The organism is Paenibacillus sp. P22 (assembly GCF_000469945.2).
Classification (GTDB): domain Bacteria; phylum Bacillota; class Bacilli; order Paenibacillales; family Paenibacillaceae; genus Paenibacillus_O; species Paenibacillus_O humicus.
Map to the genome: position 1 here is coordinate 1 of NZ_CBRA020000114.1, position 14,601 is coordinate 14,601.

General features: G+C 58.4%; 17 protein-coding genes and 1 pseudogene. 9 read left to right on the plus strand and 9 right to left on the minus strand.

Annotation, left to right across the window (positions count from 1 at the left end; genetic code table 11):
* Nucleotides 1-93: 93 nt before the first annotated feature.
* Nucleotides 94-495, plus strand: a complete 402-nt coding sequence (gerQ, locus tag BN871_RS16120; protein WP_048747337.1) for a spore coat protein GerQ — start codon at nucleotides 94-96, stop codon at nucleotides 493-495.
* Here gerQ and BN871_RS16125 read toward each other — a convergent pair.
* On the minus strand, nucleotides 492-797 hold the full coding sequence (locus tag BN871_RS16125) for a hypothetical protein (RefSeq protein WP_069202456.1): 306 nt from the start codon (nucleotides 795-797) through the stop codon (nucleotides 492-494). The genes gerQ and BN871_RS16125 overlap by 4 nt on opposite strands.
* 183 nt (nucleotides 798-980) lie before the next feature.
* Between BN871_RS16125 and BN871_RS16130 the strand changes: the two genes are divergently transcribed.
* A complete protein-coding gene (locus BN871_RS16130) occupies nucleotides 981-1,967 on the plus strand; it encodes a metal-dependent hydrolase (RefSeq protein WP_048747341.1) in 987 nt (328 codons plus the stop codon).
* A gap of 158 nt (nucleotides 1,968-2,125) precedes the next feature.
* Here BN871_RS16130 and BN871_RS16135 read toward each other — a convergent pair whose 3' ends face one another.
* Nucleotides 2,126-2,350: an alpha/beta-type small acid-soluble spore protein gene (locus BN871_RS16135; protein ID WP_048747320.1), complete on the minus strand. Its 225-nt coding sequence runs from the start codon at nucleotides 2,348-2,350 to the stop codon at nucleotides 2,126-2,128.
* Between the two features lie 139 nt (nucleotides 2,351-2,489).
* On the opposite strand from BN871_RS16135, the gene BN871_RS28455 reads away from it, so the two are divergent.
* Nucleotides 2,490-2,657: a DUF5325 family protein gene (locus BN871_RS28455; protein WP_021879713.1), complete on the plus strand. Its 168-nt coding sequence runs from the start codon at nucleotides 2,490-2,492 to the stop codon at nucleotides 2,655-2,657.
* Nucleotides 2,658-2,737: 80 nt separating this feature from the next.
* Here BN871_RS28455 and trpS read toward each other — a convergent pair whose 3' ends face one another.
* Nucleotides 2,738-3,721 carry a tryptophan--tRNA ligase gene (gene trpS, locus BN871_RS16140; RefSeq protein WP_048747322.1) on the minus strand — a complete coding sequence of 328 codons (984 nt, stop codon included), beginning with the start codon at nucleotides 3,719-3,721 and terminating at the stop codon, nucleotides 2,738-2,740.
* Between the two features lie 382 nt (nucleotides 3,722-4,103).
* Between trpS and BN871_RS16145 the strand changes: the two genes are divergently transcribed.
* The 3 genes from BN871_RS16145 to BN871_RS16155 all read left to right on the plus strand — a co-directional run bounded on the left by BN871_RS16145 (nucleotide 4,104) and on the right by BN871_RS16155 (nucleotide 5,946).
* Nucleotides 4,104-5,108 (plus strand): permease, encoded by a 1,005-nt coding sequence (locus BN871_RS16145; RefSeq protein WP_053086994.1) that lies wholly within the window; start codon nucleotides 4,104-4,106, stop codon nucleotides 5,106-5,108.
* Nucleotides 5,109-5,147: 39 nt separating this feature from the next.
* Nucleotides 5,148-5,612 (plus strand): DUF1980 domain-containing protein, encoded by a 465-nt coding sequence (locus BN871_RS16150; RefSeq protein ID WP_021879716.1) that lies wholly within the window; start codon nucleotides 5,148-5,150, stop codon nucleotides 5,610-5,612.
* A 109-nt stretch (nucleotides 5,613-5,721) separates the two neighbouring features.
* On the plus strand, nucleotides 5,722-5,946 hold the full coding sequence (locus BN871_RS16155; protein WP_048747325.1) for an alpha/beta-type small acid-soluble spore protein: 225 nt from the start codon (nucleotides 5,722-5,724) through the stop codon (nucleotides 5,944-5,946).
* A gap of 151 nt (nucleotides 5,947-6,097) precedes the next feature.
* On the opposite strand, the gene BN871_RS16160 is transcribed toward BN871_RS16155, so the two are convergent.
* Nucleotides 6,098-6,523 carry a hypothetical protein gene (locus tag BN871_RS16160; RefSeq protein WP_021879718.1) on the minus strand — a complete coding sequence of 142 codons (426 nt, stop codon included), beginning with the start codon at nucleotides 6,521-6,523 and terminating at the stop codon, nucleotides 6,098-6,100.
* 316 nt (nucleotides 6,524-6,839) lie between these two features.
* Here BN871_RS16160 and BN871_RS16165 point away from each other — a divergent pair, with 316 nt between their 5' ends.
* Nucleotides 6,840-8,096 carry a methyl-accepting chemotaxis protein gene (locus BN871_RS16165; RefSeq protein ID WP_048747327.1) on the plus strand — a complete coding sequence of 419 codons (1,257 nt, stop codon included), beginning with the start codon at nucleotides 6,840-6,842 and terminating at the stop codon, nucleotides 8,094-8,096.
* 154 nt (nucleotides 8,097-8,250) lie between these two features.
* Nucleotides 8,251-9,162, plus strand: a complete 912-nt coding sequence (locus BN871_RS16170) for a polysaccharide deacetylase family protein (protein WP_021879720.1) — start codon at nucleotides 8,251-8,253, stop codon at nucleotides 9,160-9,162.
* A gap of 59 nt (nucleotides 9,163-9,221) precedes the next feature.
* Here the strand turns inward: BN871_RS16170 and BN871_RS16175 are convergent, their stop codons facing one another.
* The 3 genes from BN871_RS16175 to BN871_RS16185 form a co-directional block, all read right to left on the minus strand.
* Nucleotides 9,222-9,932, minus strand: a complete 711-nt coding sequence (locus BN871_RS16175; protein WP_232313113.1) for a 3D domain-containing protein — start codon at nucleotides 9,930-9,932, stop codon at nucleotides 9,222-9,224.
* A 376-nt stretch (nucleotides 9,933-10,308) separates the two neighbouring features.
* A complete protein-coding gene (locus BN871_RS16180) occupies nucleotides 10,309-11,076 on the minus strand; it encodes a CAP domain-containing protein (RefSeq protein ID WP_232313114.1) in 768 nt (255 codons plus the stop codon).
* 315 nt (nucleotides 11,077-11,391) lie between these two features.
* Nucleotides 11,392-12,156: an HNH endonuclease gene (locus tag BN871_RS16185; RefSeq protein ID WP_048747329.1), complete on the minus strand. Its 765-nt coding sequence runs from the start codon at nucleotides 12,154-12,156 to the stop codon at nucleotides 11,392-11,394.
* Nucleotides 12,157-12,649: 493 nt separating this feature from the next.
* On the opposite strand from BN871_RS16185, the gene BN871_RS16190 reads away from it, so the two are divergent.
* Nucleotides 12,650-13,015, plus strand: a complete 366-nt coding sequence (locus BN871_RS16190; protein ID WP_021879724.1) for a helix-turn-helix domain-containing protein — start codon at nucleotides 12,650-12,652, stop codon at nucleotides 13,013-13,015.
* 75 nt (nucleotides 13,016-13,090) lie between these two features.
* On the opposite strand, the gene BN871_RS16195 is transcribed toward BN871_RS16190, so the two are convergent.
* Together BN871_RS16195 and BN871_RS16200 are read right to left on the minus strand one after the other, a co-directional pair.
* Nucleotides 13,091-13,939, minus strand: a complete 849-nt coding sequence (locus BN871_RS16195) for a hypothetical protein (RefSeq protein ID WP_048747331.1) — start codon at nucleotides 13,937-13,939, stop codon at nucleotides 13,091-13,093.
* A 34-nt stretch (nucleotides 13,940-13,973) separates the two neighbouring features.
* Nucleotides 13,974-14,601: pseudogene (locus tag BN871_RS16200) on the minus strand (hypothetical protein); the annotation flags it as partial.

Genomic DNA, 14,601 nt, shown 5'->3' on the forward strand with positions numbered 1-14,601 from the left:
GTCGGCGGCGCCGGCATGGGCTACGGCCATCCTTCCGTGGGCGGAGCGGCTGCGGGCTACGGCCAGCATGGCGTCGGCGGAGTCAATGCCGCCATGTACAGCCACGACGGCATGATGATTCCGGGAGCCGCCTTCATGCAAATGCCTCCGGGCGTGCCGAGCGGTTCCGTCATTACGCCTAACGCCGGAACGATCACGACCGTGCCGGCCCGCGAGGAATCGTATGTCGAGAACATCCTGCGCTTGAACCGCAGCAAGATGGCGACGTTCTATATGACGTATGAGAACAACAAGGAATGGAACGCCAAAATTTTCCGCGGCGTCATCGAGGCGGCAGGCCGCGACCATATCATTATCCGCGATCCCGCCACGAATATGCGTTATCTGCTCCTGACGCTGAATCTCGACTATGTCACCTTTGACGGCCCGATCGCCTACGAGTATCAGTTCCAAGGCCAGACGATCTCCAATCTGACGCCCGAGACGGAACGCTAAGCCAATGGCCGGCGTCCAAGCGACGGCTTGAACGTCCACGCATGGATGCGGGAACGCCCCCCGGCGACCATCCCGCCAATGCCAACCCATGGAGAACGCTCCGAGAGGCGTTCTTCTTGGCATGCCCGCGCTTCCTCCTCCGAGGCTGCCGGCCAAATTTCGACGAACAAATTCGGCTGATCCGTGCCTTCATAGAGAGATACAGGCACGCCGCCTTCTGCCAGCCGTCCGATCAAAGCCAGATAGTCCGCGCGGGCTTCCTCCTCGATGCGGTATTCAACCATCAAAGCATAGGCATTCATTCCGATTCCTCCTTGCAGCATCAAGTTTCTCCATCCTAGCATGACACGGGCCCTCAGCCCAAGCCCGACATAAGAAACCATCGACGAGGGCATAATGGAAAGACCGGAAGCGGGGGCGTCAAGGCCTTCTAGGCCGTCTGGGCCGCTTCCATAGCCATTTGAACTCTTCAGGAGGTGCTTGGACTGGATACAGGAACGCATCTGGTCGCCGGACTGGGACTCGCCGGGCTGTCGACCGTCGATCCGGCCGTCGCAGGAAACGCGAGTCTGTTCGCGGCCGTGATGGCGGGCACGATCATCGGCTCGCAGGCTCCGGATCTGGACGGCTTCCTTCGGCTCAAAAGCAATGCCGTCTACATCCGCAACCATCGCGGCGCCTCTCATTCCCTGCCCGCTGTCCTCATCTGGACGACGCTGATAACGGGAGCGATCGCTTGGGCTTATCAAGGCACGCTGCCTTGGCTGCATCTGGCCGGGTGGGTGCTGCTCGCGGTATCCGCCCATGTTTTCTCCGATTGCTTCAATACCTACGGCACCCAGGCGGCAAGGCCCTTTACGGACAAATGGATTTCGTGGAACATCATCCACATTTTCGATCCGACTATTTTTGCCGGCCATGCAATCGCCTTGCTGCTCTGGGCTTTCGGAATCTTCCAGCCGCAGCTCATCTTTCCGGTTCTGTATGGACTGCTCGTCGCTTATTACATCTGGAGAACGCAGGTCCATCGAAGCGTGGCCCGGAAGCTGCCGACGCTGGACGATTCCCATGCCGAAGGGGATGCCTATATTCTCATCCCGACGATAACGCTGAACAATTGGAATGTCGTCAAGCGGCTGGAAGACGGAAGCTTCATGATCGGCGACTTGCGCAAGGGCGAGCTCAAATGGTCCGGGAGCGCGCGCTGCATGGAGCATCCCGCGATCGACCAGTCGAAGTTCGACGCATCCGTCAAAGCGTTCCTGTATTTCACCTCGTTCGCCTGCTCCGAGGTGCTGGAGCATTCGTACGGCTACGAGGTGCGATGGTTCGACGTGCGCTACCGCCACCGCAAGCAGTACCCGTTCGTAGCGGTCGTTCTGATGGACAAGGATTACGCCACGCTCGGCTCCTATGTCGGATGGCTGAGCGACGAAAGGCTGCAGAAGAGGCTGCGCATGAACACCTACTGAGCCTGCTTCCATTAAAAGAGCATCCCGAAGCGGTTGACCGCAGAAGCCCCTTGCTTCACAATAAGAGGGGCTTTTTTAATTTGTTTCCGCAGGCCTGAACAGCAAAAAAAGAAAGCCCAAGGTTTCCCTTGAGCTTCCTCTTGTTTATCTTCCCGCTATTAGCGGTGTTGTTGGCCCGACAGTTGTTGCTCGGCGATTTGCACGAGTTTCTTCGTGATGTAGCCGCCGAGGGATCCTGCATCGCGGGTTGCTACGTTGCCGTAGTATCCGTCTGCTGGAATTTGTACACCCAGTTCTTGTGCTGCTTCGAATTTCATTTGCTCAAGGGCTTGTTTTGCACCTGGCACGACCAGTCTGTTGCTTCCGCTGTTGTTGCTTGCCATTGTAATTGCTCCTTTCGAAGTTCGCACTTTGATGTGTGTTGCAAGCTTGCAAGCTTATTATGTTCCGTTTCGAAAGTTCTATTCTACGGCTCTTCAAATTTTCTTCCTCATCCTAATCTGAATCGGGAGGCATACCGCCATGTCCAAGCCCCTTGCCTTGATTTACTCTCTGCTGTCCTGCGTTCTCATGGTAGCGACCGCAATCTCCATCAGCTTCAGCGCCTGGCTGGCCATTACGCTCGCCGTCGCCACGACGGTGTTCATCGGCCTCGGCTTCATGCTCAAGTCGCGTCTCAAACGTTCTTGAAAGGCCGGCTATAAAAAAGGGGTGCCTCCCGGACAAGCTCCGAGAACGGCACCCTTTTGGCATTTCCTTTGACTTTCAGCTTACGGCTTCAGGAAGCCCATTCTTTCCTTGACGCCCGCAACGATCGCGTCGGCTTCGGCCGATGCTCTCTCGGCGCCGCGGCGCAGCACTTCCTCGAGCTGGCCGGAGCTGCGGATATCGCGGTAACGCTCCTGCAGCGGCTCCAGGACGGCGATGATCTGCTCGGCCAAGTCTTTCTTGAACGGACCGTAGCCCTGTCCTTCGAACTTCGCCTCTACTTCTTGCAGAGACAGCCCCGACATCTGCGAGTAGATGCCCATCAGATTGCTGACCTCCGGCTTGGAGGAAAGGTCGTACTGGACTTCCCTGCCCGAATCCGTCGTGGCGCGGCTGATTTTTTTGCGGATGACGTCGGGCGGATCCAGCAGCGCGATGAAGCTGCCCGGATTCGGATTGCTTTTGCTCATTTTTTTGGAGGCGTCGTCGAGCGACATGATGCGTGCGCCTACCTTCGGGATATAGGGCTCCGGCACGGTAAAGAAATCGCCGAAGCGGCTGTTGAAGCGCTGCGCCAGATCGCGGGTCAGCTCCAGATGCTGCTTCTGGTCGTCTCCGACCGGGACGAGGTCGGCGTTGTAGACCAGGATGTCCGCCGCCATCAGGGACGGATAGACGAACAAGCCTGCGCCCACGGAATCCTTCCCGGCAGCCTTGTCCTTGAACTGCGTCATCCGCTCCAGCTCTCCCATCGAGGTCAGCGTCGTCAAAATCCAGCCCAGCTCGGCGTGAGCGCGCACATGCGACTGCATGTAGATGGACGCGCGTTCCGGATCGATGCCTGCGGCGAGGTAGATCGCGGCGATCGACTTGGACTGCTCGCGCAGCGCTTCGGGATCCTGAGGTACGGTAATGGCGTGGAGATCCACGACCATGAAGTAGCATTCATGCGTTTCTTGAAGCTTGACGAAATTCTGCAAAGCTCCGATATAATTGCCGAGCGTCAGCTGACCGCTGGGCTGTATGCCCGAGAGGACTTTCTTCATTAGAACCAAGCCTTCCTATTGTGGAATGGAAAAAACAAAAAGGCCTCTCCTCCGCAAGGGACGAGAGACCGTGGTGCCACCCTAATTCGCTGAAACATCCAGCCTTGGATCCGATAACGGGGATTAGCCCGGGGAGACTGGCTCCCGGCTCCAGAGTCCATTCGGCGCCTTCCGATTCCGCCGGCTTCTCAGCTTCCGCCGGCTCTCTTGGGAAATCTTCGCTTACAGCGCCTACTTGTTTCTGTTCACAGCCATTTGCTTACCCCGATTATAGCCTCCTTCCCCCAAAAGTCAAGAGCGTCCGTTCTGCTCCTCGGCAGCCGCGCATACATTGGTACAGGCCTCATCGGCCCTATGCCGGACCGTAGAAAGAAGGCCTCGCATGTCACCTCAGCGCCTTGTTCCGCTCCTGACCGCAGCCGCCTCCATCGGAGCCGCCGCTGCCGCCTTTGCCATCATCCATAGAGATGCGGGAATATCGGGAGCCGATATCCAGCCGTTCAAAACGGTATTTATCGGCATCATTCTCGAGGCTCTTCCCTTCGTCCTGCTGGGAGTCCTCTTCTCCGCCATCCTGCAGGTGTTCGTGCCGGACGAGCTGATTCGCCGCCTGATGCCTTCGCGCCCCCTTCCGGCCATTCTGATCGCCGGGCTGGCCGGCATTCTGTTTCCGCTATGCGAATGCGGCATGATTCCCGTCGTCCGCCGCCTCATCCGCAAAGGCATGCCTGCAAGCGCAGGAATCGCGTACATCCTGGCCGGCCCGGTCGTGAATCCGGTCGTATTCTACTCCACCTACAGCGCCTTCGGGAATGCGCCGGCAATGGCCTTCGCCCGGACCGGGCTCGCTTTTGCCGTGGCCGTGCTGACAGGCGTCATCGTCTGGAAATCCATGCGCGGCAATCCGCTCAAAGCCGATCTCGCCTCCATGTACGGCTCTGCGCCGACGCGGCGTGACGAGCTCCCCGCATCCGCGGGCAGCAGGCTGATCAGCACGATGGCCCATGCCTCGGACGAATTTTTCGATATGGGCAAATACCTCATCTTCGGCGCCGCGCTTGCCGCCCTGTTCCAGACCGCGGTCAGCCGCTCCATGCTCGAAGATCTCGGGGGCAGCCAGCTGTATTCGCATTTGTTCCTGATGGGGCTTGCTTTCCTGCTGTCGCTCTGCTCGACATCCGACGCCTTCGTCGCCGCTTCCTTCGGCGGCAGCTTCGAGCATGGCGCGCTGCTGGCCTTCCTCGTTTTCGGACCGATGGTCGATCTCAAAAGCCTGATGATGCTGCTGGCCTCGTTCCGCGCCCGCTTCGTCCTTACGGCGGCAGCTTCCGCAGCCCTGCTGGTCCTGGCCGGCTCCTGGATCGTCGAAGCGCTGTTCTTGTCCTAAGTCCTGATAAAATCCCATTGCGAGAGGAGGCTGATCCGCTTGCAGCCGGAATACCGTACCAAAGTCCTCCACCAGCTCGCGCGCGCCTTCATCATGGGTTTGTTCGCACTCTATATGACGGGCCTGGCCAAGACAGACTCGCTGCATCAGTTCGTCGCATCCGGCGCATTCGCAGGAATCAAGCTGTCGGCAATTGCGCTGTATGCCATGGCCTTATGCCAGCTGTACGCCGCCATCGCCTTGCTTCAGGGCAACGATATCCAGGCCGACTGCGATTGCGGCGCTCATTCGCCGGGAAAGACGGGCCCGCTTCAATGGGCCATGTACGCCCTTTTCCTCCTTCCCCTTCTGCTCGGCATGCTGCCCGATCAAGGCAGTCCGGCAGACTGGCAGCAGGAGAAGGGAATTCACGATCACGGCGGCGGCCAGCCTCTTTCCTCCCCATCCGCTCCTGTTTCCGGAGAAAAATCGGCCCTGCCGCCGTCGCCGCATTCCCGTTCTTAATTGAAATCTCCTTCGTTATGGAGAGAAATGGCGCATGCGAATTTTCCGATGCATATATTTGGAAACAATGTGAGCATACTACCTCCAGACCACTTAGGAGGTGAATTCCATGGCAGGATCCCGCACCAACCGCCTCGTCGTTCCAGGCTGCCAAGCAGCGCTTGAGCAAATGAAATTCGAAGCTGCGCAAGCACTCGGCATCCAAATCCCGCAAGACGGCTACTACGGCAATATGGCTACCCGCGATGCCGGTTCTCTCGGCGGCTACATAACGAAGCGCCTCGTTGAAATCGCCGAGCAGCAGCTCTCCGGCAGCGCCGGACGCACGCGCTAATAACCGTACGGGCTCGAAGGCGCCGCATGCCGGCGCAAACTCCATCAGAAAAGAACAGCCTTTGTCCGATGAGGACAAAGGCTGTTCTTTTGGGGGCGTTGCGATGTAGAGAAACGAAGAGATCATGTGGATGGCGAAATCATCCGTTCGGCTACTCTTCGGCCGCTTCCTTGCGCTCGTACAGCTTCGGATGCTTGGGCTCGAACCGGAACGGGGAACTCGCCAAATTATAGTTCGATTCGCAAAGCATGCTCGCGGACCAGCTGGAAGCCGTTCCTTGACGGACCGAGAAGTCGTACAAAATCTCTCCGTGGGTCCATTCCTTCTTGTGCTTGAGGGCTTCGACCGCCATATGCCGGAATTCCTGCACCTGGGCTGCCGTCAGCCCTTTCGGCGAGAACGAGGCCGAATTATTTTTTAGCTCGATGGGGTTATGCCGGATGCCGTATTTGCCGACAGTATTATTACGGATATGGATAAGCACGGTGCCTGCGGAAGCATGCGTAAGCTCCGTCTCCAGCTGGCGGAATACATAGTCGACTTGTCTGGCCAGCGGCGCAGAACCATATGAATTCATTAATGTCACCTCCCTGCCTTGAATTCCGTTCCCCTGTTGTCGGGGCATCTTGGTCAAAACGCTTCTAGGAGGTCTGTAGCGACATTATAGGACATCCATTACCAGCCATCAACTAAATTTTTACAAAATATGATAAAATTCTACGATTATCCGGGTCTGTATTCCCTGTTTTTCAATAGAAATTCGACAATTATAGACCTTTGCCTCTGTACAATGTTATAATATGGATAATTCAAAAGACCTATTTCCCCTTGTTTTTCCCTTTCCATCTTACATACATAGCCTTCATTTTTCCTATCGATAAGGAGCGATTTTCATGGAATGGTACAATTCTCTTTCCGTCAAAAGCAGAATCCGGTACGCCCTGTACGGCATGGTCGTTGCATTCAGTCTTGTAAGCCTTGTTTTCGAGCTGGTTGCGGGTTCCGCCTTGTGGCCGGCCCTCGTCACGATCGCCGTCTGCGCTGCGGCCGCATATCCGCTCTCCCAGATCATCGAGCGCTCGCTTATGGGCTCCATCGAGGAGATGACCGCCGTCGCCTACCGCATCGCGAAGGGAGATTTCACGCAGAAGGTCGACGCCTCCAGCTCCTCGCTCGGCGAGCTCGGCCATTCCTTCAACAGCATGATCGAAAAGCTCCGGGACATTCTTGTCGACACCTCCAAGATCAGCCGTACGGTTGGCGAGACGAGCACCGGCATCTTCGAGAAAAACCGCCAGGTCAAAAACGTCATGGAGCAAGTGGCCTCGTCAGCGGGAGAGCTTGCGACCGGAGCCAACGAGATCTCCGGCGAGGTCGGGGACATGACGGATTCCATCCGCGATATTGAAACGAAGGTTTCCGCTTATGCGGAATCCAGCCGCCTGATGAATGAGCGCTCGGAAGCAGCGATGCGCCTGGTCGAGAAGGGACGCCACTCCGTCGAGACCCAGGCGGAAGGAACCCGCCGGACAGAAGAAGCGGCGACCCAGGTATCGGCGGCCATCAGCAAGCTCTCCGAAGCAGCCGTAGGCATCTCCTCCATTACGAGGACGATATCGGATCTGGCGGAGCAGACCAACCTGCTGTCCCTCAATGCTTCTATTGAAGCGGCGCGCGCAGGGGAGCACGGACTCGGCTTCGCGGTCGTCGCCCAAGAAGTCCGCAAGCTGGCCGAGGAATCGACCGCTTCGACCAAGGAGGTTTTCCATCTGGTCAAAGGGATTGAGCAGGGCGTAAAGGAAGCGGCGTCGAACATGAAGATCAACGAGCAGGCCGTCCAGCTTCAATCCGAGATGATCAAGGAGACCGAACAGATCTTCAGCGAGATCGTCTCCAGCGTGCAGTTCATTTCCGAACAGATCCACACCTTCTCCAAAGAAAGCGAAAGCATGCAGGAAAGCGCTCGCCTGATCTCCTCGGCCATCCAGAACATATCCGCCATTACGCAGCAATCCGCGGCTGGAACACAGCAAGTATCCGCCGCTATGAACGAGCAGATCGAAGCCATCCAGACCGTCGTCGAGGAAACCGGGCGGATGCAGCAGATGGCGTCCCAGCTTCAGCGGACGATTCAAGTGTTCAAAGTTTAGCAGCCTCAAGCCTCCGGGAAATCCGGGGGCTTTTTTTGTCCCTCCGCCCTGTCCGCAGGAATGATTCAACCTTCCTCAGGGAATCATGTACCGGCAGGAATCCCAATGCTTGAGCGGGCTTGCCGCCCATTCCGTCCGGAAGGAGAGATGATGCTTGAAGCGCAGTAAAAGCCGCTTGGACGCGTTCCGCAAGATGCTGATTGCACGGCCCGCGGCAGCATGCCTCGTCATGGCGGCCGTCCTGCTGATGCAGGCGCCGAATTCGGCCGATGGCAGCATGTCCTCCTCGGCCGTGACCAAGGCCGTCGCGGCATGGACAGCAGGCGCTGAATCCAGCCTCTCCCATCCTGATTCTTCGTCCAAGAAACGGAAGCAGCGGCGCGCAACCGTATCGTGGGCGGCTCTGTCGAGCCGATATCCAGGAGCCTTCGCCACTAGAGGACCGGCTTCTCCGAAGCGTGCCGCGCTTACTTTCGACGACGTGCCCGACAACTACTACACGCCTCGTGTGCTTGACATTCTGGCAAGAGAGCATGTCAGAGCGACCTTTTTCCTGGTCGGACAGCGCGCCGCCGCCCATCCGGATATGGTGCAGCGGATCCGGATGGAAGGCCATGCGGTCGGAAGCCATTCCTACAATCACACTTCCTATGCCCGTCTCTCCCTGGAGGAATTCATTTCGCAGATCCGCCGTACGGATAAAATCCTGCTTCCCCAGCTCGGCTTCACTCCCCGCTTCATGCGTCCGCCTTACGGGGAGATCAAGCCGGAGCAGCTCGGCTGGGCGCAGGGACACGGATATTTCGTCGTGAACTGGAACGTGGACACGGAGGATTGGAAAGGGCTCGGCGCCGAAGCCATTATCCGCAATGTAAAGCGCACACTCGTCCCCGGAAGCATCATTCTGCAGCATGCCGGAGGCGGAACCGGAGAGGATTTGAGCGGAACGCTGGATGCGCTGCCCCGAATAATCGCCATGCTGCGCCAGAAGGGATACGAATTGGTTACGGTGCCCGAGCTCCTCGGTGAATCGGAGGCCGTAGAGGAATTCAAGCTGTACGATTAAAGGCTGAGAGCTTCGGCATAAAAAAACCGGCCCCATGAAAGGAACCGGTTGAACTGCTGCTATTTCAGTACATGAACCTTGACATATTGGAAGCCGAAGTTCTGGGCTTGAGCCGTCGTCCCCGGCACGAAGATGTCGATGCGCTGGCCGTTGATGGCGCCGCCGGTATCCGAAGCCGTCGCAATCATGCCTCCTGCTGGAAGGCCTTCGTAATCGTAGCCGGTAATGTACAGCTTCGTTCCGAGCGGAATCTGCTTCGGATCAACGGCGACCGTTCCGACCTTGAGCGGGTTGCCGAAGTAGTCGACTGCTCCCCACTTGCCGTTCTCCGATGCGGCGGACGTATAAGCCGTCGCTTTGATGTTCAGCGTTTTCGCCACCTGATAGGAGGCTCCGTTGGGTGCGATCACTTGCTTGGCTCCGTCTTCCTTGGAGAGCAGCTGGATGCCTCCGGCAGCCGCATTGGCCTTCATCGCGGCTCCGGCAGCCGCATTGGCCGCATCGGTGGCAGGTATCGAGAGCGTAAGTCCGGCATAGATGTTCGTGGCCTCGACGTCTTGGTTGAACGACATCAGCTTGTTCAGCGAAACGCCGAATTGCTTCGACAGGCTCCAGAACGTATCGCCGTCCTTGGCGATATAATCCGTGGCGGCAAATGCTGGCGAGGCGCTGGTCCAGATCACGGCTCCTGCCAGCAAAGCGGCAGCTGTCCTTCCGATCGGGCGCAGCAGGGATGTCATCCGTTTTTTCATCGTCATCGTCATTGTCATTATGTCCTCCAGTTCGGCGGTCCCTATGCAGCTTGGAACCGTTATGTGAGTCCGCGGCAACTCGTTGGGACTCAGAATAACACAGCCTTTAACGCCGTGGACCGTCCAAAAACTGACAGGAAGCAATTATGAAAGGCTCTCATTTTTCCCTGAGGCAGCGGAATCCCATGCGGCAGAAGGGGATGGGCGCAGAGGCGCCGGCCGCCCTCCCGGCGGAATGAAAAAATTCTAATGGAGCCTGCGAAGGGCGAAAAGGGCCTTTTCCGGATGGCGTCGACGACTCGCGGCCCGGCCGTGCTTCTTTTCAGGAAACCTATTCCGCCAAGCACAAAAAGGCCCCCCCGTCAGAACGGGGAGCCTTCTAGATGGCTGATAATCAGCCTTTGAATTCCTGAACCCAGACGCCGTTGTAATACGCCACGCCGATCTTGGTGTAGTTCGACTTCAGGATGTTCGCCTTATGGCCTTCGCTGTTCATCCATGCGGTCATGACCTCTTGAGGCGTGCGCTGTCCTTTGGCGATGTTCTCTCCCGCATAGTTGTACGTGACTCCGTAAGCCTTCATCATATCGAACGGAGAGCCGTACGTAGGCGACGTGTGGGAGAAGTAGTTGTTCACGTACATGTCCTTGGCTTTGTCGAGCGCGACCTTCGTCAGCTGCGTGTCGCTCGTAAGAGCTCCAAGACCGACCTTGGCGCGCTCCTGGTTCACGATGTTGATGACCTGCTGCGCATAAGAGGACGTATCGCTCGCTCCCTGCTGGCCGGATCCCGGGTTCGTTGCAGGAGCCGGTGTTGGAGTAGGCTTCACGGTAGGAGCCGGCGTCTTGACCGGTGCCGGAGTCGCCGTTGGCGCAGGTGTTTTGACCGGTGCCGGAGTCGCCGTCGGCGCAGGTGTCTTGGCCGGTGCCGTTGGCGCCGGGGTTGCCGTCGGAACCGGCTTCTTCACGATGAAGCCGCCTTGCTCCAGTTTATTCAAAAGATCCTGGAAATCTACCCCGTACGAGCTGAGCATTTGCTGAAGGGTATAAGATTGATATGCGGGCTTGGTTGCCGCCGCCTGGGCTGTGCCCGCATAACCGGCCGTACCGGAAAGGGCGACGCCTGCTGCTACTGTTATCGCTAGAAAAGTGCGTTTGTTCACGTAAATTCTCCTCCTGATTTTCTCCGCGTCGGCGAAGATTCTAGTTGGTGTCGTCCCGAGCTTGCCGGACAACCCTATCCTAGCACGCCCCACTTCAGGTTTGGCTAGTAAGATTCTGGGAACCGGCACTCCGCGCATCCTTTCCGGCAGTCGTTCTCATGCGGCCGGATCGAGCCGTCGCGCGGCTTTCCGGCCTTTCCGACAGCGCTCGATGAGAGCCGGATGAGAAATTTCTAACCGACGGAAGCCGCGCTGCCGAGGGCATGAAAAAAAGCCGTCCGGCGAATAGCCGGGCGGCTGCAGCGTATGGGTGGATCAGAGATAATCGGGGAGCGTGTCCGCTTTTTTGAGATTGCATTCGGAGCAGGCGCACACGCAGTTGGCCGGGGTGCTGAGGCCGCCCTTCGACTTCGGAAAAACATGGTCGATCGTATCGCCGAAACGACCGCAGTAATGGCAGACATAATTGTCCCTCTGGAGAATGAGCAGCCTGAAATCGCTCTTCGTATAGAGCTTGTGGATCAGCCTCGGATGGAGAATGCCGGCCGCTCCCTCCTGCACCATGCGCACGGCGATATCGCGGTCGATCTCCGTATGCCAGCGCTTGCCGCTTTCGCGCCGGCCCCGAAGCTGGATCATGCCGGTGCCCCGGTCGTTCAGCAGCGAAGGATCGTACGTGAACGAGCCCTTGAACGGCTTGATGGCTTTGAACGGCAGACGTGTTCCGGGAGTATGGGAATGTGCCGTCACCGCCGCCTTGCGGGTTTTGCGCCGCCGGCGCCGCTTGCGCTTGCGCTTGGCCAGCCCGCCTGCCTGCTCCGCCGCCGCGGAAGACGTCTCCGACGGGGCATGAATCTCCACGGAGGGAGCCATCACGATCGAGGGAGACAGCACCGGCTGGGACGGCAGGATGAGCGAAGCGGGAGGCGCCTGCATGGCGCTGCCGCTCTCGTCGGTTCCGCGCTTGCGCCGGCGCTGGCAAGCGCGGCAAGTGCCCCGTCTGCCGTTTCGGCCGGTACGCTTGGGAAAGGCCCCCTCGGGTTTATCGCGGCCGCACGCGGCGCATTGTTTGGTGTCCATGAATGAATACGCTCCGTTCGTACAACTATCTAACCAAAGCATACCATAAACGGCCACTTGCGTTAAATATGCCGGCGGAAGCCTGCTTTTAATTTCGATATTCTGGCTCGCTCCGGCTCCATTCGCCCTCCATAATAGGACTTTCAACCTACTGACTCTTCCATTCCTTCCAATCGCTTTCCTTGAAGCCAAGCCCCAATTCTCCTCATTCATTCCGAATACGGCCGTGATTACGGATATTGTCTAGGATAAATTGAAAAAACAAAGAACCGATAACGATATTCCGTATCTTATAATCGCTTTATGAACAGTGAATATAGTCTTACTGTAGTGATTCCAACGACCTATTTTTCTAGGTGCATGTTGCCGCATGCCGTGCTATAATGAGGTTAGTAGATTACATAGAATTGTCCTGCACTTATAATCGCCTGCGACGACTTGCAGCCTCGGCAGCTAGACAGGGTCATATTGTCCTTAAGGGGGATGGTGAGAAATGTTCGCGAAACGACTGAAGCAGCTGCGCAAGAAGAGAAAGCTGACCATGCAGGAAGTAGCCGATTACGTCGGCGTAGCCAAGAGCACTTATGCGGGCTATGAATCCGGCTATCGCCAGCCTACGCTTGAATCCATCCACACCATCGCCCGGCGGCTGCAGACGACATCCGACTACCTGCTTGGACTGACCGATCTCTCGGAGCCTGCAGAACCGACCAGCAACGCCCGTGAATGGCTCAATCTCCAGCAGCTTCACTGGGACGGCATTCCTCTCGAGACCGAGGACGTCGATCTGATCCGACTGCTCATTGAACGAGTCGTAAGGGAACGCAGCTTGCGCAAAGACGAAACCGGCAACGGCTGATTGCAGCCTGCCGGTTTTTTTTGCTGAATAAGACGATCGGCGCCGGCAGTCCGGAAGAGGTGCTCTCTTCGCCGATCAGCCGCCCGCCTGCTTCAGCCCTTTCAGCCGCTCCGTCAAGCTGGCCCGCGTTAGCTTGCTGGACGCTTCATAGCTTTCTTCCCACTGCTGCCGCTTCCCGGACGGAACGGAAGCCTGCTCCGCCTCCTGGATCAGCCCTTTGAAGCGGCTGCCGCAGGAGGATTGCGCCTCGTTCATCTTTTCGTTCAGCTCGGCGGCGGCCTTGGCGGCTCCCTCCTGGTCGAGCTCTCCTCTGCGGATCGCGTCCGACTTCGCTCCAGCGAGCTCCAGCACGCTTCCCGCCTCGCTTACGCACTGCTTCTGTAAGGCAGCCAGCTTATTCTCATAGGCGCGGACTTCTTCATCGGCAGCCGCCGCTGCCTCTCCCTGACCATCGGACGTCTCGCTGGCCGGCGGCGATGCGGCCGGAAGAGGCTGCTTCTCTCCCGCGGCCGAAGCTCCCGGCCGAGACGGCTCCGCCATCGGCGAGGGAGACATTTCCGGCGCAGGCGAAGCCGTGCCGCTTCCGGCTTTTCCGCTGACGCTGCCGGCGGCTGCGGATGCCGGATCCTTTTCCCCAGGGAGAGGAGCCTGCCCGCTGGGGAGGCCTGCCCCCGCCGGAGCGAGGCGGTCCGGTTCGCGGTCCATCGGGAAAGCTTCCGACGGGCTGTCCTTGCTCGCTTCCGGCCGAGGAGCGACTGCCGTCTCTCCTGCGCCGGCGCCCAGACTACGATGATGCATATATCCCGTTACGGCCGGCACCAGCGCCGCAGCCATGACGGCTGCCAAGGCCAGCTTGCCAAGGCTCCAGCTTCGAGGCTTCCTGCTTCGGCGCCGGCGCTTCTTCCTTTTCTTCTGCATTTCCATGCCTTCCACTCCTTCCATGCCGGAGCTGCGGCGATCAAGGCTTCTGCATCATGTTGTCGAGCATTTTCACCCCGATCGCCTTCTGCTCCTCGTACATACTCCGGTAAGTCGCGAGAATCGCTGTGGAATACCCGCCTGCTTCCAGCTTGGTTTTGGTGTCCGTCATAATGGATTCGAAGCTGCGGTCGCATTCGGCCAGCGCGGCTTCTCCCTCCGCGCGAATCTTGCTTTTCGCCTCCGCGCTGCCGGACTGCATGTACCGGAACGCGGCATCCATCAGCTTGTTCTGGCATTGCACCAGCAGGCTGTTGAGCTTGTCCTCCGCCGCATTCTGGATATCCTTCTGCGGCACGGAGGGCTGCGGCGCAGGTGTCGGCGCAGGAGTCGGCGCAGGAGGCACGGTCACCGGCGGATTGCCGGAACCCGGCGGCATCGTTGGAGATGGCGCCGGCACAGAAGGACCGGGATCGGGAACAGACGGCACTCCCGGCATTCCCGGTGCTCCGGTTCCCGGAACTGCCGGAGCCGGCACGCCTCCCGGCGAGCTGCCGGAGGCCGGAGGAGACTCCGGACTCCCCGCAGCCGAAGGAATTGGACAGGCCGGCATGGAGCTCCGCCTGCGCGCGTGAAGAGGCACATAGTCGAGATCGCATTGGGGATCG